The following is an 18,772-nucleotide window of genomic DNA, read 5'->3' on the forward strand; positions in this document are numbered from 1 at the left end:
TGACTTAGTTAGCGGCGAACCAGTCGCGCGGGAGCCATTCGGCCGAAGGGGCCGGGGCCTTGCGCGGTTCGGCCAGCGTCAGCGTCACTTCGTGGAGCAGGCTGTCCTCGGGATTGCGCCGCGTGGCAAAGCCGCAATCGCGCATGATGGCCAGCATGCGGCGGTTTTCGCTGAGCACGTCGCCCCGCATGCCGCGCAGGCTGGCGGCGCGGGCCAGTTGCTGGAGCCGCTGGATCAGGCGCCGGCCCAGTCCCTGGCCCTGCCAGTTGTCCGCGACCACCACGGCCAGTTCGGCCTGCCCCTCTTCATTCACCACATATTCGGCATTGGCGACGATGACCTCGCCGAAGGTGACGACCAGCGCCACATCATGGTTCTGGCGACTCACGAACTGCGCGAGCGTCTCATTCGCCACCGGGCCGCCGGTCAGGAAGCGGTAATAGCGGCTTTCGCGCGACAAACCATCCACAAACGTGCGCAGACGCCCGTGATCGGACGCCCGGGCGGTGCGCAGCGTGACCTGCACACCGCCCCGCACGGTCCAGCTTTCTTCACTGATGGTCGCTTGCGCGTCGCGCTGCTCGTTCATCCACTTCATGACGCGCTCCTGACTACGTTTTATGTAGCCAGAAGTATAGGCGATACCCTGACTTTTGCAAACGTAGTTAGGGTGCTATGCTGGATTCACCATGACCGAGCCTACCCATCCCGCCCTGCTGCGCTGCTCCATCGCCGCCACCCTTTCCCTGATCGGGGAAAAGTGGACGATGCTTATCTTGCGCGATGTGTTTTCCGGGGTGCGACGGTTCGACGATTTCCTCCAGCGCCTGCAGTGCTCGCCGGCCGTGCTGTCCGCGCGGCTCAAGACCCTGACTGAAGCCGGCCTGCTGCGCCGGGTCAGCTATAAGGAACCGGGCGAGCGCGAACGCTTCCAGTACCACCCGACGCGCGCCGCCGTGGACCTGCTGCCGGTGCTGGTCGGCCTGATGCAATGGGGCGACGATCACCTCGCGCCCAGCGGCCAGGGTCCGGCGGAGGTCCGCTCGACGCTGTCCGGCCTCAAGATCCGCGCCGCACTGATCGACGAATCGGGGGCCCAGGTCGCGCCGAACGACATGCAGTTGCTCTCCCCCTACGCCGTCACGCCAGACACCCGCAACGGGGGCTGACCGCCTTCCTCACTCCCGGGTGCGCCCTCCCGCGCGCACCGTGCGGAATCATTGCACTGCACCATCCCCGTGCCCACGCCCCATGCTGGCGCCGCACCATGATGCATAAACGTGCATCAATCACCGCTTTTCGTCCGAAAACCGGCTTTCCACGCGCCTGATACGTCCCAATCCCGGCTGGCACACCGCTTGCGATAAAGAGCACGGGCCGGTCAACGGCGACCTGCCCACCCCACATCAAACGCCGGCTATTTCATGTAGCCGAGCGTCAGGACAACGGCGTCCCCAGAACTGGCTTCTTGCCAGCCTCTCGGGACGCCATTTGTTTTTGGAGCCCAAGCATGAACGGTAAAGCCACCCGGATCGACCTGCTGAGTCTCAAGACTCCGCAGATGCGCGCCTTCCACCTGACCTGGATGGCGTTCTTCGTCTGCTTCTTCGCGTGGTTTGCCTGCGCACCGCTGATGCCGGTGCTCAAGGGCGAGTTCGGCCTCACGCCGGGCCAGATCGCCAATATCAATATCGCCGCCGTGGCGGTGACCATCATCGTGCGCCTGATCATCGGCCCGCTGTGCGACCGCTTCGGCCCGCGCAAGACCTACACCGGCCTGCTGGCCATCGGCGCGCTGCCGGTGCTCGGCGTGGCGCTGGCGCAGAACTACGAGACCTTCCTGTTCTTCCGCCTGCTGATCGGCGCGGTGGGCGCGAGCTTCGTCATCACGCAGTACCACACCTCGGTGATGTTCGCGCCGAACGTGGTGGGCACGGCCAACGCGGCGTCGGCCGGCTGGGGCAATGCCGGCGGCGGCGCGGCGCAGGCGGCCATGCCGCTGCTGCTGGGCGCGATCCTGATGATTGGCGTGGACCACACGCTCGGCTGGCGCCTGGCGCTGGTGGTGCCCGGCGTGCTGATGCTGATCATGGCCGTCGTGTACTGGAAGTTCACGCAGGACTGCCCGGAAGGCAACTACTCGGACCTGCGCGCACGCGGCGTGGCGGTCAGCGGCGCTAAAGGTGGAAAAGGCGGTGGCGGCTGGGCCAGCTTCAAGGCGGCCAGCGCCAACTACCGCGTCTGGCTGCTGTTCATCACCTACGGCGCCTGCTTCGGCGTGGAGATCTTCATCCACAACGTGGCCGCCACCTTCTACGTGGACCACTTCGGCCTGTCGCTGTCGGCCGCCGGCATGGCTGCGGCGAGCTTCGGCCTGCTGGCGCTGTTCGCCCGGGCGCTGGGCGGCTATGTGTCGGACCGCTTCGCCCGCCGCCGCGGCCTGGACGCCCGCTCGATGGTGCTGTTCGTCTTCATCCTCGGCGAAGGCCTGGGCCTGCTGTGGTTCGCGCAGGCGTCCAGCGTCACGCTGGCCGTGGTGGCCATGCTGATCTTCGGCCTGTTCACCCACATGGCCTGCGGCGCCACCTACGCGCTGGTGCCGTTTATCGATCGCAAGGCGCTGGGCGGCGTGGCCGGCATCATCGGCGCCGGCGGCAACGTGGGCGCGGTGGCAGCCGGCTTCCTGATGAAGGGCCTGGGCGACCTGCAGCAGACCCTGACCTACCTCGGCGTGGCCGCCACGATCGCCGCCGTGTGCGCCATCGCCGTGCGCTTCAGCGCCGAGCACAAGGCCCAGGAGCAGGCCCTGTACGACAGCGCACTGGCCAACTGAATTCGCATACGAAGAACCCCGGACAAGGAAAGCATCATGAAAATCATCATCGTCGGGCACGGCATGGTCGGCCACAAGTTCCTGGAATGCCTGGCGGACGCCGGCGCGCAGGACCTCGAAGTGACGGTGCTGTGCGAGGAGCCGCGCCCCGCGTACGACCGCGTCCACCTCTCCGAATTCTTCGCCGGCAAGTCCGCCGAAGACCTCTCGCTGGTGCCGGCCGGCTTCTTCGAGCAGCACAACAACATGCTGCTGCGCCTGAACGCCAAGGCGGCGGCCATCGACACCGCCGCGAAGACCGTCACCACCTCCACCGGCGAAACGCTGGCCTACGACAAGCTGGTGCTGGCCACCGGCTCCTACCCCTTCGTACCGCCGCTGCCGGGCAAGGACCGCAAGGACACCTTCGTCTATCGCACCATCGAAGACCTGGAAGCGATGCGCGAATGCGGCAACCGGGCCAAGACCGGCGTGGTCATCGGCGGCGGCCTGCTCGGGCTGGAATGCGCCAAGGCGCTGCGCGACATGGGCCTGGAGACCCACGTGGTGGAGTTCGCCCCGCGCCTGATGGCCGTGCAGGTGGACGAAAGCGGCGGCCGCATGCTGCGCCAGAAGATCGAGGAGCTGGGCGTCAAGGCGCACACCGGCAAGAACACCAAGGAAATCGTCGATGGCGTGGAAGGCACCCATCGCATGAACTTTGCCGACGGCACGCACCTGGACACCGACATGATCGTGTTCTCGGCCGGCATCCGCCCGCGTGACGAACTGGCGCGCGAGAGCGGCCTGGCCGTGGGCGAGCGCGGCGGCATCGCCGTCGACAACAACTGCCTGACCTCCGACCCGCACGTCTACGCGATTGGCGAGTGCGCGCTGTGGCAAGGCAAGATCTACGGCCTGGTGGCCCCCGGCTACGACATGGCCCGCGTGGCCGCCCGCCACCTGCGCGGCGAGGCCGCCGAGTTCGCCGGCGCCGACATGAGCACCAAGCTCAAGCTGATGGGCGTGGACGTGGCCAGCATCGGCGACCCGCACGGCAACGTGCCGGGCAGCCGCTCGTACCAGTTCATCGACGAGCGCAAGCAGATCTACAAGAAGCTGGTGGTCTCCGACTGCGGCAAGTACCTGCTCGGCGGCGTGCTGATCGGCGATGCGGAGGAATACGGCACCCTGCTGCAGATGATGCTGAACCGCATCGAGCTGCCCGAGTCGCCCGAATTCCTGATCCTGCCGTCCTCGGACGGCCAGGCCAAGCCGGCGCTGGGCGCCGACGCGCTGCCGGACACCGCCCAGATCTGCTCGTGCAACAACGTCAGCAAGGGCCAGATCTGCGCCGCCGTGGGCGATGGCGCCACCAGCATCGGCGCGCTGAAGACCTGCACCAAGGCCGGCACGGCGTGCGGCGGCTGCGTGCCGCTGGTCACGCAGATCATGAAGGCCGAAATGAAGAAGCAGGGCATGGCCGTCAACAACCATGTCTGCGAGCACTTCCCCTACTCCCGCCAGGAGCTGTACCACCTGGTGCGCGTGGGCAACTTCAAGTCCTTCGAGGACCTGCTGGCCGCGCACGGCAAGGGCCTGGGCTGCGACATCTGCAAGCCCACCGTCGCCAACATCCTGGCCTCGTGCTGGAACGACTTCGTGCTCAAGGAAGAGCACGCCAGCCTGCAGGACTCCAACGACTACTTCCTGGCCAACATCCAGAAGGACGGCACCTACTCCGTGGTGCCGCGCATGCCGGGCGGCGAAGTGACGCCCGACGGCCTGATCGCGGTCGGCCAGGTGGCCAAGAAGTACGGCCTCTACACCAAGATCACCGGCGGCGCGCGCGTGGACATGTTCGGCGCGCGGCTGGAAGAACTGCCGATGATCTGGGAGGAACTGATCGCGGCCGGTTTCGAGTCGGGCCATGCGTACGGCAAGTCGCTGCGCACGGTGAAGTCCTGCGTGGGCTCCACGTGGTGCCGCTACGGCGTGGATGACTCGGTCGGCCTCGCCATCGAGATCGAGAACCGCTACAAGGGCCTGCGCGCCCCGCACAAGATCAAGTTCGGCGTGTCCGGCTGCACCCGCGAGTGCGCCGAGGCGCAGGGCAAGGACGTGGGCATCATCGCCACGGAACGCGGCTGGAACCTCTACGTCTGCGGCAACGGCGGCATGAAGCCCCGCCACGCCGAACTGCTGGCCGGCGACCTGGATCACGACACGCTGATCCGCTACATCGACCGCTTCCTGATGTTCTACATCCGCACGGCAGACCGCCTGCAACGCACCAGCACCTGGCGCGACAACCTCGAAGGCGGCCTGGACTACCTGAAGTCGGTGGTGATCGACGACAAGCTGGGCGTGGGCGCCGAACTCGAGGCCGAGATGCAGCACGTGGTGGACACCTACGAGGACGAGTGGAAGAAGGCCGTCACGGACCCCGAGACCCGCAAGCGCTTCCGCCACTTCGTCAACAGCGACCTGCGCGACGACAACCTCGTCTTCCTGGAAGAGCGCGGCCAGGTCCGCCCGGCCACGCCCGAGGAACGGAACTTGCAGCGTTCACGCCTGAGCCACATCCCCGTGGTTGCCGTGCCCGCAAAAGCAGCCTGATAAAAGGAGAACGTGATGCATCATTCCCATCATCCGGAAACCTGGACCGCGATTTGCACCTTGCGCGACATCGTGCCCAATACTGGTGTCTGCGCACTGGTCGATGGCCAGCAGGTGGCCGTGTTCCGCATCGGCCGGGGCGAGGAAGTCTTCGCCATCGACAATTTCGATCCGAACTCGCAGGCGTCGGTGCTCTCGCGCGGGCTGGTGGGCAGCCTGGGCGAGCGCGTCGTGGTGGCCTCGCCGATCTACAAGCATCATTTCGACCTGCGTACCGGCGAATGCCTGGAAGCCCCCGAGCACTCGGTGGCGGCCTACGCGGCCCGGGTGTACGACGGCAAGGTCTGGGTAGCCGCCAGCGAAGTCGCGCGCCAGACCGAGGAAGAAATGGCGGCCTGAGCCGCCTCCCGCCTCCTGCATTGCCCCTCGCCTACGCCCAAGCCACCTGAGACGCCCCATGACGCCCACCGCCACCCCCCACGCCAAACCCCGACTGGTTGTCGTCGGCAACGGCATGGCCGGCATGCGCACGGTCGAGGAACTGCTGAAGCTGGCGCCGGACCTGTATGACATCACGGTGTTCGGCGCCGAGCCCCACGGCAACTACAACCGCATCCTGCTCTCGCCGGTGCTCGCCGGCGAGAAGACCGTCGACGACATCATGCTCAACACGCGCGAGTGGTACGCCGCGCATGGCATCGAGCTGCTGGCGGGCGACCCCGTGGAGGCCATCGACCGCCCCCGCCGCACGGTGCGCTCGGCCTCCGGCCGGGAGGTGCGTTACGACCGCCTGCTGCTGGCCACGGGCTCCAAGCCGTTCATCCTGCCGGTGCCGGGCCATACGCTCGACGGGGTGATCGCCTTCCGCGACATCCAGGACGTGGAAACCATGCTCCACGCCGCGCGCAACCATCGTCACGCGGTGGTGATCGGCGGCGGCCTGCTCGGGCTCGAGGCCGCCAACGGCCTGCTGCGCCAGGGCATGGACGTGACCGTGGTCCACCTCGCCGACAGCCTGATGGAGCGCCAGCTCGACAAACCCGCCGCCGCGCTGCTGAAGCTGGCGCTGGAGCGCCGCGGCCTGCGCTTCCTGCTCGGCGCGCAGACCGCCGGCATTCTGGGCGATACCCGCGTGACCGGCGTGCTGTTCAAGGACGGCAGCCAGATCCCGGCGGACCTGGTGGTGATGACCGCCGGCGTGCGCCCCAATATCGAACTGGCAGCCGGCGCCGGCCTGCGCTGCGAGCGCGCCATCGTCGTGGACGACACGCTCCAGACCTTCGACCCGCGCATCTACGCCGTGGGCGAGTGCGTGCAGCATCGCCAGGCCACGTTCGGGCTGGTGGCGCCGATCTGGGACCAGGCACGCGTCTGCGCGGCCCATCTGGCCGGCGCCGGCCATCGCCGCTACGTGCAGCAGGCCACGGCGACCAAGCTCAAGGTCACCGGCGTGGACCTGTACTCGGCCGGCGATTTCATTGGCGCCGATGGCAGCGAGGATCTGGTCCTGCGCGATCCCCGGCGCGGCGTGTACAAGCGGCTGGTGCTGCAGGACGGCCGGCTCGTGGGCGCGGTGCTATACGGCGACGTGCAGGACGGCCCGTGGTACTTCGACCTGATCCAGAGCGGCAAGCCGGTTGGCGCCCTGCGCCAGCGCCTGCTGTTCGGCAAGACCCAGTGCGAGGCCCTGGCCGCCTGATTTACCGGCTGGGTTGCCACCGGCGTTGCCGGCTGGCATCCACCGAAAGAGAGACATCGCTGTGAACCTGTCCGATATTGCGGTGGTTTCCTCCACCGCCACCACCACAACCGCCACCACCTGCCCCTATTGCGGCGTGGGCTGCGGCGTGCGCGCCACCGTGCGCGCGGACGGCCAGGTCGAAGTCAGCGGCGACGCCGACCATGCCTCCAACTTCGGCCGGCTCTGCGTCAAGGGCTCGGCGCTCGGCGAAACCCTCGACCTGGACGGCCGCCTGCTGCACCCCCAACTGCGCGAGGCCGATGGCGCGCTGCGCCGCGTCTCCTGGGACGAGGCGCTCGACAAGGTCGCCAAGGGCTTCTCGGACATCGTCGCCGCGCACGGCCCGGACGCCGTGGCGCTCTACGTCTCCGGCCAGATCCTGACCGAGGACTACTACATCGCCAACAAGCTGATGAAGGGGTTCATCGGCACGGCCAATATCGACACCAACTCGCGGCTCTGCATGTCATCCGCCGTGGCCGGCCACAAGCGCGCCTTCGGCGAAGACCTGGTGCCGTGCAGCTACGAGGACCTGGAGACCGCCGATCTCGTCGTGCTGGTGGGCTCGAACACCGCGTGGTGCCACCCGATCCTGTTCCAGCGGCTCACGCGCGCCAAGGAAGCCCGGCCCGAGATGAAGATCGTGGCGATCGATCCGCGCCGCACCGCCACCTGTGAACTGGCCGACCTTCACCTGCCGCTGCGCGCGGGCACCGATGTGCGGCTGTTCAACGGCCTGCTGAGCCATCTGGCCCGCGCCGGCAAGACCGACACGGCCTTCGTGGCCGCGCACACCGCCGGGCTGGAAGCCACGCTGGCCGCCGCCGAAGCGGACGACACCAGCGTCGCCGCCGTGGCGCGCGCCTGCAAGCTCGACCCAGCCGACGTGCAAGCCTTCTTCGACCTGTTCGCCAGCACGGAGCAGGTCATTACCGCGTTCTCGATGGGCGTGAACCAGTCCTCGTCCGGCACGGACAAGGTCAACAGCATCATCAACTGCCACCTGCTGACCGGCCGCATTGGCCGCCCCGGCATGGGCCCGTTCTCGCTGACCGGCCAGCCCAACGCGATGGGCGGGCGCGAAGTCGGCGGGCTGGCGAACATGCTGGCCGCCCATATGGAGCTGGCCAACCCGGTCCACCGGGACATCGTGCAGGACTTCTGGCAGTCCCCGGCGATGGCCGACCAGCCCGGCCTCAAGGCCGTGGACCTGTTCGATGCCATCGAGCAAGGCAGGGTCAAGGCGGTCTGGGTCATCGCCACCAACCCCGTGGTGAGCCTGCCCGATGCCGATCAGGCGCGGCGCGCGCTGGCCAAGTGCGAACTGGTGGTGGCGTCGGACATCGTCACGCACACCGACACCAACGACGCCGCCCACATCCTGCTGCCGGCGCTGGGCTGGGGCGAGAAGAACGGCACGGTGACCAACACCGAGCGCCGCATCTCGCGCCAGCGCGCCTTCCTGCCCGCCCCGGGCGAGGCCCGCGCCGACTGGGACATCCTCTGCGACGTGGCCCGCCGCATGGGCTTCGCCGGCTTCGACTACGCCGGTCCGCATGAAATCTTCGACGAACACGCCCGCCTGAGCGCGTGGCGCAACGACACCGCCACCGAGCGCGACGCACCGCGTGCGTTCGACATCAGCGGGCTGGCCGGGCTGGCCCAGGCCGACTATGACGCGCTCGCGCCGGTGCAATGGCCCGTACGTGCGGACCTGACCGAAGGCACGCAGCGCCTGTTCACCGACGGCCGCTACGCCCATCCCGATGGCCGCGCCCGCTTCGTGCCGACCGCGCCGCGCGCGCCGGCCCACGCCACCGACGACGACTTCCCGCTGATCCTGAACACCGGCCGGGTGCGCGACCAATGGCACACCATGACCCGCACCGGCAAGGCCGCGCGGCTCTCCGACCACCTCCCCGAGCCCTTCGTCGACATGCATCCGCAAGACGCCCTGCTGTGCGGCGTGGGCGAAGGCAAGCTGGCACGCATCACCAGCCGCTGGGGCGCGATGGTGGCCCGCGTGCGCCATGGCGGCGGCATTCCGCGTGGCAGCGTGTTCGTGCCGATCCACTGGAACAGCCAGTTCAGCTCCGATGCCCGCGTGGGCGCGCTGGTCAATCCGGCCGTCGACCCCGTCTCGGGCGAGCCCGAGTTCAAGCACACGCCGGTGCGCGTGGAGGAATTCCGCGTCTCGTGGCACGGCTTCGTGCTGAGCCGCGCCGCCCTGCCCGCCGATGCGCTGACGTACTGGACGCGCATCCAGGGCAAGCAGTTCCAGCGCTACGAATTCGCCGGCCGGGAGGCCATCCCCGACCGCGCCGCCTGGGCCCGCGCGCTGCTGGGCGTGCAGGACCCCGAGGCCGACTGGCTCGAGTACGAGGACCGCACCGCTGGCGTCTATCACGCGGGGTATGTGGTCAACGACCGGATCGAGGCCTGCGTGTACGTCTCCACGCGCCCGGACCTGCCCTCGCGCGCGTGGCTGTCGCAGTTGTTCGGACAAGAGCGGCTGGAAGACACCGACCGCATCGGCCTGCTGCTGGGCCAGCCGATGGAGAAAGGCGCCGACGCCGGCCCCACGGTGTGCTCCTGCTTCGGCGTGGGCCGCAACACGATCTGCGACGCCGTGCGCAAGCACGACCTCAAGACCCCGGCCGAAATCACCGCCTGCGTGAAGGCCGGCGGCAATTGCGGCTCCTGCGTGCCGGAACTGAAAAAGCTGCTGGTCGAAATCCGGGTGGCCGAGGCGGCTTAAAAGCGTGCCTTTCTCCTCTCTTCCGCTATCGGGCAAGAGGAGATATTAGGCACCCTTATCTCTGATATTAAATAATTCCCACAAACAGTTCATTCATTTCACCTACGATGACCTGATTGCACCGTAGCGAGGTGACGCTCCGTCATTCGCCCGCAAAAATAATAATGGGCATGCTTGTCGTCATCAAGGTTGACCACCCGGGAATCCCAGGTGCTCGCCTTGATCGCCAAGGGGATGAGCACCAGTGATATCGCCAGGTATCTGGGCGTTACCGAATTCACGGCCCGCAAGCACCGCACCAATATCTCCGCAAAACTCGACATTCATTCCACGTCGCAGCTGGTTGCCTTTGCCACCGCGCACGCCAATACGGCGACCCACGCGCCCATCCCGATTCTTCAGCCGGACACATTAAGCCAGCGTGAAAAGGACGTCTTGCAGAAACTGAGCCTGGGCCTGACGGCCAAGGAAATCGGCAGGCATCTCAGCATCAGTCCCCGCACCGTCAGCAAACATCTGGAAAACATCCGCGCCAAAACCGGGCTGCAAACCCTGGCGGATCTCATGACGATTTCCAGACAAATCAGAATTCCCGTCGATTCCAGCCCGCCGAATACGCATTCTGAGTAATGGCGAATACCCCTCCGTGGCATCAACACTGGTTATGCGATACGTCACCAAGCGAAATCGCGACATCCGCAAAATGCCAACAACTTAATAAGGGGTAACACCATGAATTGGAATCGATCTTTCACGGACTTGATACGCAACGGGCGCCCCGCATACTGGGGTAACTGGACCCTGACGCCCAATATCAAACCGGGCGCCGTGGGCTTTGTGTCGCCGGACACCGGCGATTTCACGCTGGTCAAGGAAGAGACTCCGGGGCTCGCGCTGAGCACGCGCGGCATTCCCAACCAGTGGAAGCTGTCGTCCAGCAACGTGCAGCGCAGCGAATCCAACGTCAACCTGGACGGCTCCGCCACCGACCCGGATACCGGCGTCAAGGTGACGGCTGGCGTCGAGGTGAAGTGGGATTTCTCGTCGGTGGGGTCGATCGCGTCCGAGTTCGGCATCGCGTCGGAAACGTTCATCAGCGACCTGACCACGCTTGGCAAGTCGGACACCTACAAGTGGCTGTACGACCAGGCGCAGTCGGTCAGCATGGGGTCGAACGGGCAGATTGCGCAGGGATTCGGCGTGGTCACCAGCGCCGTCTACGCGCACAGCGGGCTGAACGTGGGTTCCCAGGACAACAGCTCTTCCTTCTCGCTGACCGGCTCCGCCGGTGCCGTGCAGGAGATGCTGGGCGGCGCCAATGGCAAGGGCTCGTTCGTCTCCACCCGCCAGAACAAGAGCGTGGATCAGCATCTCTGGCCTTACCAGTCGGATCAGCTCGCGCCCTCCCCGATTCCGATCGCCTACACCTTCGCCTCGTTCGACGGGCCGCTGCTGATTCCGAACTGGATCAACCGGCTCGGCGCCTTCGAGGTGGTCTTCGACAACAAGCCGGGATGCACCTACGTGACCCACATCCAGATCGGCTACGACTCGCCGGCGGGGCGGCAACACGACGAGTTCTCGCTGAGCGGCGGCATTTCCAAGACCGTGAGCAATATCCCGCTTAGCGCGACGAATATCCGCGTGGACGTGAAATTCCAGGGGGTCATGAACAGCGACCACTACGCCTTCAACTGGCCCAGCCCGCTTGGGCAATGGCTGACGGGGCGGCGCGCCATCGAGATGACTGGCGTCTGGCCGGGGCAGACCCACGCGCGGGAAGTCTGACTTCCCCCTCCATCGCAGAAACCTGAAGTTTTCCAAGGAGAAACACCATGGCAACGCTCGTCAACATCACCGCCAAGACCCCCACCGCCGTGCAGATCTGGGGATTTCACGATCCGTCCGACGTCGACGACGTGGCGGCGGCGCTCAATACCATCGCCAGCGGCCTGACCGGCAGCGGCCACACGATTCACGTCATGTCCGGCACCCACGGCTACTGCGAGGGGAAGATCGGCGCCGTGGCACAGCGCGAAGAGAAGTTCGCGGAGGAGGACCGGGGCCTTGCGTCGCCCAAGACCAAGGACCAGAAACCCGTCGCCATCGCCGTGCATGACTTCAATAACGGCAACCTGCCCGGCCCCGACCGCGTAACGGCGGCCATGGCCAAGCTGAACGGGGACATGCGCCGCATCGTGGGCAATCTCCCGGGCACCCACACCTTCCTGCTGGCCTACTGCTGCAGCGCCGGCACGCGCTAGCCTGCCGGGGTCTTGAAAGGCTCACGCCGCGATGCGCACGCGGCGTGGGCGGGCGCCACGCACCTTGACATTTCATCTACTGCTGGACAAAATGTCCAGCATGAAGACCCGCACGCCGGAGCAGCGCCAGTTGCTCGACCAGATCAAGCAGATTGCCGATGGCCTCGGGCAGACGCTCGCGCCGTTCTGCGAGGTCGTGGTCCACGACCTGCTCGAGCCCGAGCAGTCGATCCTCGCCATCCACAACAACCTGTCCGGCCGCGCCGTGGGCGACCCCACCACCGAGCTGGGCCAGGCCCGCATCACCGATCCGGACTACCCTCAGATCATCGCCAACTACCCCAACCAGTTCGCGGATGGGCGGCAGGCCAAGAGCACCTCGGTGGGCGTCAAGGACAGCAACGGGCGTTATATCGCCGCGCTGTGCATGAATGTCGACCTGACGCTGTTCCGCAGCCTGCAGATGGCGATGGGGCAATTCGTCCAGACTGCCGTCGAGGGGCCGCAAGAGTCACTCGACCCCGCCGGCACCGATGCCCTGCGTGCCCGTATCGACACTTTTGCCGCCCGGCTGGCCACCACGCCCCGTGCGCTGAAGACCGAAGACCGGCGCGCGCTGATGCATGAACTCAAGGCGTCGGGCCTGTTGGAGGTCCGGCGCGCCATGGAAACCGTCGCGGCACATCTCGGCGTGTCGCGCGCCTCGGTCTATAGCTATGCCCGCTGACACCCATCTGGCCCAACTCCTGCTGCTCGACAAATTCGACGTCGAAGCGGCCCTGCAACCGGACGATGTGCTGGCTGCCGTGCGCGAAGCCTTCGTGCTGCACAGCCACCGCGAAGGCCGCGTGTTCCCGCTGATCCGCGAGAAACTGGCCACCGGCGGCGTGTTCGGCATCAAGGCCGGCGATGTGCCGAAGCAGAACCTGCTCGGCTTCAAGGCGGCCGGGTTCTGGCCGGACAACCGCGCCCAGGGCGGCGAGCCGCATCAGGCCACGGTGCTGCTGATCGACCCCGCCACGGGCCGCCCGCTCTGCGTGCTGGACGGCAACGCCATCACCACCGCGCGCACCGGCGCGGCCGGCGGCATCGGCCTGCAACTGCTGGCGCGACCCAACAGCGAGCGCGTCTGCGTGTTCGGCACTGGCGTGCAGGCGCGCGTGCAGCTGACCTATGCGCTGCGCCTGCTGCCATCGCTGTGCCATGTTTCCTACGTCCCCTTCAGCCGCCAGCGCGATCCAGCGTTCGAGGCGGCGTTCTCCGACCGCTGCCAGATTGAACTGGCGACGGACGCCAGCGCGGCGGTGTCGAAGAGTGACGTCGTCATCACCGCCACACCCGGCGGCGGCGCCCTGTTCGAGGCCGACGCCGTGCAGCCCGGCACCCACCTGAACTGCGTGGGCGCCGATACGCGCGGCAAGCGCGAACTGCCGGACGGCGTGCTGGCCCGCGCGCGCGTCTTTGCCGACGACCGCGAGCAGGCCCGCGGCATCGGCGAGTGCCAGTGGGCCGCCCAGGTCGACTGCACCGAGATCGGCGACCTGCTGACCGGCAACGCCATGTTCGACCGTGCCTCCACCGACATCACCGTCTTCGACATGACCGGCCTGGCGCTCCAGGACCTGACCGTCGCCCGCTTCCTGCACGAGCGCGCCGTGGCCGATGGCACCGGCAAGCGCCTGGCCTGGCCCTGGTAATCTCCTTCAACTCCATCGCACCCCTCGCACCCTTCCCTGCCATGACGATCCTGCAACTGCCCACCTACGCCGATGTGCAAGCCGCCGCCCAGCGCCTGGACGGCCACGCCAACCGCACGCCCGTGAACACCTCGCGCACGCTCAACGACATCGTCGGCGCGGAAGTGTTCATCAAGTGCGAGAACTTCCAGCGCATGGGCGCGTTCAAGTTCCGCGGCGCGTTCAACGCCTTGTCGAAGTTCTCGCCCGAGCAGCGCAAGGGTGGCGTGGTGGCGTTCTCGTCCGGCAACCATGCCCAGGGCATCGCCCTCTCGGCCAAACTGCTCGGCATGCCGGCGACCATCGTCATGCCGCACGACGCCCCGGCCGCCAAGGTAGCCGCCACCAAGGGCTACGGCGCCAACGTGGTGACCTACGACCGCTACACCGAAGACCGCGAGGCGATTGGCCGCAAGCTGGCCGCCGAGCACGGCATGACGCTGATTCCGCCGTACGACCATCCCGACGTGCTGGCCGGCCAAGGCACGGCCGCCAAGGAACTGTTCGAGGAAGTCGGCCCGCTGGACGCCCTGTTCACGCCGCTCGGCGGCGGCGGACTGCTCTCCGGCACCGCGCTGGCCACGCGCGCGCTGGCGCCGGCCTGCAAGCTCTACGGCGTGGAGCCGGAGGCCGGCAATGACGGCCAGCAGTCGTTCCGCAAGGGCGAGATCGTCAACATCGACACCCCGAAGACGATTGCCGATGGCGCGCAGACCCAGCATCTGGGCGAGTACACCTTCGGCATCATCCGCCGCGACGTCACGGACATCGTCACCGCCTCGGACGCGCAACTGGTGGACGCCATGCGCTTCTTCGCCGAGCGCATGAAGATGGTGGTGGAGCCCACCGGCTGCCTCGGGCTGGCCGCCGTGCTGGCCATGAAGGACCAGCTCAAGGGCCAGCGCGTGGGCGTGCTCATCAGCGGCGGCAACGTCGACATCGCACGCTTCTGCGAGTTGCTCGCGGCGTAAGCTTCGCCCCACCCCGGCCGGGGGGCTACATCTCCCCGGCCTGCTTCACCTCTTCCTTCGTGTCGCGCGCCGGCTCCGGGCTGAGCTGCATGAAGATCCATGCAGATGCCGAGGTAATCAGCCCCACGCAGATGAAGGTGGCGTGGAAGGCTGGCAGCACTTCCATCTGGTGCGCACCGTTCGCGCCAAAGCCGGCCTGGAACGTGGCCAGCAGCGCGCCGGCCGAGGTCACCGCCAGGCTCATCGACAGCATCTGTACCATCGACAGCATCGAATTGCCGCTGCTGGCACTGGCTCCCGACAGGTCTTTCAGTGCCACGGTGTTCATGGCCGTGAACTGGATCGAGTTGACCATGCCGAAGATGGCCAGCTGCACCAGCGTCAGCGCCAGCGGGCGCGTTGGCGAAATCAGGGCGAAAGACGCCATCGTCAGCCCTACCACGAAGGTGTTGACCACCAGCACGCGCCGGTAGCCGTGGCGCTCGATCAGCATCGTCGCCAGCCGCTTGGAGGCCATGCCGGCGGCCGTGACCGGCAGCATCATCAGGCCGGCATCGAACGGCGCGTAGCCCATGCTCACCTGGAGCATCAGCGGAATCAGGAACGGCATCGCCCCGTTGCCGATACGCGCGAACAGGTTACCGAGCAGCCCCACGCTGAACGCGTGGATTTTGAACAGCTTCAGCGAGAACAACGGGTTCTGGCGCTTGTTGGCGTGCAGCACGTAGGCCGTGAGCGCCGCCATGCTGCCAATCAGCAGCATCAGCACCGTGGCGTGCTGGAAGCCCATGCCCGCCAGCCCGTCCAGCGAAAACGACAGCGCCACCATGGCCACGGCCAGCAGCAGGTAGCCGGTTACGTCGAAGCCGCCCATGCCGGGCAGCCGTGAGTTCGGCATATAGCGGATCGTGGCGATGGCGCCGATGATCCCCACCGGCACGTTGATCAGGAAGATCCAGTGCCACGACAGCGTCTGCGTCAGCCAGCCGCCCAGCGTGGGGCCGATCAGCGGGCCGATCATGCCCGGAATGGCCACGAAGCTGAGCGCCTGGAGGTATTGCTCGCGCGGGAAGGTGCGCAGCACGGAGAGCCGCCCCACCGGCAGCAGCATGGCGCCGCCCACGCCCTGCACCACCCGCGCGGCGGTCAGCGCCGGCAGCGTGGGCGCCCAGGCGCATAGCAGGGAGCCGAGCACGAACAGGCCGATGGCGGTCTGGAAGATCGTGCGCGTGCCGAAGCGGTCCGCCAGCCAGCCCGAGGCCGGAATGACCACCGCCATGGTGAGGGAATAGGCGATAACGACCGACTGCATGCGCAGCGGGCTTTCGCCCAGGCTGTGCGCCATCGACGGCAGCGCCGTGTTGACGATGGTCGAATCGAGCGTCTGCATGAAAAAGCCAACGGCCACGACCCACAGCATGATGCGGAGGTCGCGGTCCTGGGGCATGGAGGGGGGCATGGGGCTCCACGGATGCCGGGTAAAGACGCCACCTTAGGCCGGAGACGCGCCGCTGGCAAGTCGGGCGGCGACTTACATCGACGCGCGCAGCCCCAGGAAGAAGCGCCGCCCGGCCGCCGGCTCGAAGTACCGGCCGTTGGCCTCGTTGACGATGACCGAGCCGATGTAGTGCCGGTCCGCCAGGTTGTCGATGCGCCCGAACAGGTACAGCCGGGTCCGGCCCAGCTTGAATTCGTAGCCGGCCTTGAGGTTGAAGACCATGTAGCCGGGCGCCGCCTGGGTGTTGAGATCGTCCGCATAGACCTGGCTGTCCGCCCGCGCCTCCACCCCCAGCATCAGCGGCGCCAGCGGCCGGTAGGTCAGCTCCGCGCCCAGGCTGTGCCGCGCCGTGCCGGGCAGCCGGTTGCCGGCCGCCACCTGCAGGCCCTGCGCGTTGAGATAAGCCTCCCCGAAGTAGGCCGACAAATAGGTATACCCCAGCCCCGCCCCCCACTGCTGCGCCTGGCCGAAGGTGCCGCGCCAGCCCAGTTCCAGCCCGCGCCGGCGCACGCCGTTCACGTTCTGGTAGACCGTGCGGCCGGCGTTGTTCGATACCGGCACCACCTCGTCGTGGCTGTCGGCATCGAACAGCGCAGCCTCCACCTTCTGGCCGGCCGCCTGCCATTTCACGCCGATCTCGCCCTGCCGGCTGGTGGACGCCTGCAAGCCCAGGTTGGCGCCCACGCCGCCGGGGCCGTAGGCCACCTCGGTCAGCGTCGGGGTCTCGAAGCCCCGGCCCAGGTTGGCGTAGACATTGAGCGTGTCGTGGGCGTGCCAGACCACGCCGGCCACCGGGCTGACGTTGTGATAGGTGGAGGTGCCGCTGTCGTCGGGGCTGGCCGCCGTGACGTAGTGGTCGTTAATGCGCAGCCGGACCATGCTCGCCCGCAGCCCGCCCACCAGCTCCCAGGCGGGATGCACGGTCCAGTTGAACTGGGCGAACGCGCCGTAGTCGGCCGCCTCGTCGGTCTCGTCCCGGCGCAGCGCGCCCTGCTGGCCGTTATCGTTGACGTAGCCATGGCGGCCGTCGCGCATGGCGTTGGCCTCGATCCCGGCCGTCCATTGCAGCGGCAGGCCGTTGGCCGTGGTCTTGTGCGTCCACGCCAGCGCCGTGCCGCCGTAGGTGCGGTCCAGATCGACAATGCCGCCTGCCGACGAGGGCGCCGCACCGCTGAAGCCGAGCCGCTGGGTCAGCTGCCGTCCGCCGCCGTAGAGACGGAAGTTCAGGCTGTCACGCTCGCTCAGCTGGTGTTCGACCACCACGCCGGCCTGCGTCTGCTCGACATCCTTGCCCGTATTGAACTGGGTCGCCGCCGGCACGGCCTGCCGGGGATTGGCGTCCGCCTGGGCGCGCGTGAGCCCGAGCGGGTCCTCGGCCAGCGGCTGGGTGAAGTAGTTGAACTGGCCGGTGATCTTGGTCGCCGTGGTCGGTTGGGCCACGATCTTGGCGTTGAGCTGGTAGCGGCGCGCGGCGCTGTGGTCCCGGTAGCCGTCGGTCTGGTAGGTCCAGGCGTCCAGCGAGCCGCCGAGCTTGTCATTGCCCCCGGCCAGCGCCACGCCGGCCTGCCATTGCCCGTCCGAGCCGAAGCCGGTGGAGGCCCGCCCGGTGAAGCCATCCTTGGGCGGATCGGGCGTGAACACCTGCACCACGCCGCCCGAAGCATTGCCGTACATCTGGGCGAACGGGCCGCGCAGCACCTCCACGCGGCTCGCGTTGGCCAGGTCGAAGGTCGACGCCTGCCCCTGCCCGTCCGGCATGGTCGCCGGAATGCCATCGATAAACAGCCGCACCCCGCGCACCCCGAAGGTGGAGCGGCTGCCAAAGCCGCGCACGGCGATCTGGAGGTCCTGGGCGTAGTTCTGGCGGTCCCGCACGGCAATGCCGGGGACGGTCAGTGTCAGTTCGGAGAGATTGACCAGCGGGGATGCCGCCGTGAAGGGATCCACGGCGATGCTGGTGACGGCGGCCGGGGCATCGAACTGGCGCTGTTCGCTGCGGCTGGCGCTGACCACCACGTCGGGCAGCGTCTTTTCTTCGGCCGTCTGGGCCAGGGCCGCCGGCATCGCCAGCAGCGAGGCTAGCGGAAAGAGGGAAAAACGGTAAAGGGTCCTGCCGGTGGCGTGCATGGGGGCGCGTTCCAGAGAGTACACCTCGCGCGCGAAACGTCGCGCGAGGCATAGTCTACCCAAACCGGGGCGCCCCGCCGGAATCAGTTGCCGCCGGTCACCAGCGTACGCGCCTCCACCACCTTGTCGCGGTAGGCTTCGAAGATGCGGCGCAGCGCCTGCTCCATGTTCAGCTTCGGCTGCCAGCCCAGTTCTTCCATCGTGTTGTCGATCTTCGGCACACGGTGCTGCACGTCCTGGTAGCCC

General features: G+C 67.4%; 15 protein-coding genes and 1 pseudogene. 12 read left to right on the forward strand and 4 right to left on the reverse strand.

The features are described from left to right. Positions 1 to 4 precede the first annotated feature (4 nt). On the reverse strand, positions 5 to 589 hold the full coding sequence (locus tag AC1DP9_RS26990; RefSeq protein ID WP_092301883.1) for a GNAT family N-acetyltransferase: 585 nt from the start codon (positions 587 to 589) through the stop codon (positions 5 to 7). Between the two features lie 100 nt (positions 590 to 689). On the opposite strand from AC1DP9_RS26990, the gene AC1DP9_RS26995 reads away from it, so the two are divergent. The 12 genes from AC1DP9_RS26995 to AC1DP9_RS27050 all read left to right on the forward strand — a co-directional run bounded on the left by AC1DP9_RS26995 (position 690) and on the right by AC1DP9_RS27050 (position 14,901). Continuing rightward, entirely contained in the window at positions 690 to 1,169 is a 480-nt protein-coding gene (locus tag AC1DP9_RS26995; protein ID WP_477108990.1) for a winged helix-turn-helix transcriptional regulator, read from the forward strand. A gap of 341 nt (positions 1,170 to 1,510) precedes the next feature. Beyond that, positions 1,511 to 2,833: an MFS transporter gene (locus AC1DP9_RS27000; RefSeq protein ID WP_092301832.1), complete on the forward strand. Its 1,323-nt coding sequence runs from the start codon at positions 1,511 to 1,513 to the stop codon at positions 2,831 to 2,833. A gap of 36 nt (positions 2,834 to 2,869) precedes the next feature. Continuing rightward, on the forward strand, positions 2,870 to 5,431 hold the full coding sequence (gene nirB, locus AC1DP9_RS27005; RefSeq protein ID WP_441593755.1) for a nitrite reductase large subunit NirB: 2,562 nt from the start codon (positions 2,870 to 2,872) through the stop codon (positions 5,429 to 5,431). 15 nt (positions 5,432 to 5,446) lie between these two features. Then, entirely contained in the window at positions 5,447 to 5,830 is a 384-nt protein-coding gene (nirD, locus tag AC1DP9_RS27010) for a nitrite reductase small subunit NirD (RefSeq protein ID WP_092301825.1), read from the forward strand. Between the two features lie 58 nt (positions 5,831 to 5,888). Beyond that, positions 5,889 to 7,130, forward strand: a complete 1,242-nt coding sequence (locus tag AC1DP9_RS27015; protein ID WP_092301822.1) for an NAD(P)/FAD-dependent oxidoreductase — start codon at positions 5,889 to 5,891, stop codon at positions 7,128 to 7,130. 61 nt (positions 7,131 to 7,191) lie between these two features. Then, complete coding sequence (locus tag AC1DP9_RS27020; protein ID WP_477108991.1) at positions 7,192 to 9,930, forward strand: molybdopterin-dependent oxidoreductase; 2,739 nt, start codon at positions 7,192 to 7,194, stop codon at positions 9,928 to 9,930. A gap of 189 nt (positions 9,931 to 10,119) precedes the next feature. Beyond that, complete coding sequence (locus AC1DP9_RS27025; RefSeq protein ID WP_477108992.1) at positions 10,120 to 10,560, forward strand: response regulator transcription factor; 441 nt, start codon at positions 10,120 to 10,122, stop codon at positions 10,558 to 10,560. Between the two features lie 102 nt (positions 10,561 to 10,662). Beyond that, on the forward strand, positions 10,663 to 11,718 hold the full coding sequence (locus AC1DP9_RS27030; protein WP_477108993.1) for a hypothetical protein: 1,056 nt from the start codon (positions 10,663 to 10,665) through the stop codon (positions 11,716 to 11,718). 47 nt (positions 11,719 to 11,765) lie between these two features. Continuing rightward, the gene (locus AC1DP9_RS27035) at positions 11,766 to 12,194 is read left to right on the forward strand and encodes a hypothetical protein (RefSeq protein ID WP_092301808.1); all 429 of its coding nucleotides are present in this window, start codon (positions 11,766 to 11,768) and stop codon (positions 12,192 to 12,194) included. A gap of 100 nt (positions 12,195 to 12,294) precedes the next feature. Beyond that, positions 12,295 to 12,921: a helix-turn-helix transcriptional regulator gene (locus AC1DP9_RS27040; protein WP_092301880.1), complete on the forward strand. Its 627-nt coding sequence runs from the start codon at positions 12,295 to 12,297 to the stop codon at positions 12,919 to 12,921. Further along, positions 12,911 to 13,891 (forward strand): ornithine cyclodeaminase family protein, encoded by a 981-nt coding sequence (locus tag AC1DP9_RS27045; protein WP_092301805.1) that lies wholly within the window; start codon positions 12,911 to 12,913, stop codon positions 13,889 to 13,891. The genes AC1DP9_RS27040 and AC1DP9_RS27045 overlap by 11 nt, the downstream gene beginning before the upstream one ends. Before the next feature lie 41 nt (positions 13,892 to 13,932). Continuing rightward, positions 13,933 to 14,901, forward strand: a complete 969-nt coding sequence (locus AC1DP9_RS27050) for a threo-3-hydroxy-L-aspartate ammonia-lyase (protein WP_477108994.1) — start codon at positions 13,933 to 13,935, stop codon at positions 14,899 to 14,901. Positions 14,902 to 14,926: 25 nt separating this feature from the next. On the opposite strand, the gene mdtD is transcribed toward AC1DP9_RS27050, so the two are convergent. The 3 genes and pseudogenes from mdtD to AC1DP9_RS27065 all read right to left on the reverse strand — a co-directional run. Continuing rightward, positions 14,927 to 16,360, reverse strand: coding sequence for a multidrug transporter subunit MdtD (mdtD, locus tag AC1DP9_RS27055; RefSeq protein WP_255371006.1), 1,434 nt, complete (start codon positions 16,358 to 16,360; stop codon positions 14,927 to 14,929). Positions 16,361 to 16,432: 72 nt separating this feature from the next. Next, on the reverse strand, positions 16,433 to 18,526 hold the full coding sequence (locus AC1DP9_RS27060; protein WP_477108995.1) for a TonB-dependent receptor family protein: 2,094 nt from the start codon (positions 18,524 to 18,526) through the stop codon (positions 16,433 to 16,435). Between the two features lie 83 nt (positions 18,527 to 18,609). After that, positions 18,610 to 18,772: pseudogene (locus AC1DP9_RS27065) on the reverse strand (bifunctional UDP-4-keto-pentose/UDP-xylose synthase); the annotation flags it as partial.

The sequence above is a fragment of the Cupriavidus sp. 01L43 genome, from assembly GCF_056399925.1.

Bases quoted from the DNA above. Each gene is read 5' to 3' on its own strand.
- AC1DP9_RS27035 (WP_092301808.1), top strand. From the start codon at position 11,766: ATGGCAACGCTCGTCAACATCACCGCCAAGACCCCCACCGCCGTGCAG.
- AC1DP9_RS27040 (WP_092301880.1), top strand. From the start codon at position 12,295: ATGAAGACCCGCACGCCGGAGCAGCGCCAGTTGCTCGACCAGATCAAG.
- nirB (WP_441593755.1), top strand. From the start codon at position 2,870: ATGAAAATCATCATCGTCGGGCACGGCATGGTCGGCCACAAGTTCCTG.
- nirD (WP_092301825.1), top strand. From the start codon at position 5,447: ATGCATCATTCCCATCATCCGGAAACCTGGACCGCGATTTGCACCTTG.
- AC1DP9_RS27015 (WP_092301822.1), top strand. From the start codon at position 5,889: ATGACGCCCACCGCCACCCCCCACGCCAAACCCCGACTGGTTGTCGTC.
- AC1DP9_RS27050 (WP_477108994.1), top strand. From the start codon at position 13,933: ATGACGATCCTGCAACTGCCCACCTACGCCGATGTGCAAGCCGCCGCC.
- AC1DP9_RS27000 (WP_092301832.1), top strand. From the start codon at position 1,511: ATGAACGGTAAAGCCACCCGGATCGACCTGCTGAGTCTCAAGACTCCG.
- AC1DP9_RS26990 (WP_092301883.1), bottom strand. From the start codon at position 589: ATGAACGAGCAGCGCGACGCGCAAGCGACCATCAGTGAAGAAAGCTGG.
- AC1DP9_RS26995 (WP_477108990.1), top strand. From the start codon at position 690: ATGACCGAGCCTACCCATCCCGCCCTGCTGCGCTGCTCCATCGCCGCC.
- AC1DP9_RS27045 (WP_092301805.1), top strand. From the start codon at position 12,911: ATGCCCGCTGACACCCATCTGGCCCAACTCCTGCTGCTCGACAAATTC.
- AC1DP9_RS27030 (WP_477108993.1), top strand. From the start codon at position 10,663: ATGAATTGGAATCGATCTTTCACGGACTTGATACGCAACGGGCGCCCC.
- mdtD (WP_255371006.1), bottom strand. From the start codon at position 16,360: ATGCCCCCCTCCATGCCCCAGGACCGCGACCTCCGCATCATGCTGTGG.
- AC1DP9_RS27060 (WP_477108995.1), bottom strand. From the start codon at position 18,526: ATGCACGCCACCGGCAGGACCCTTTACCGTTTTTCCCTCTTTCCGCTA.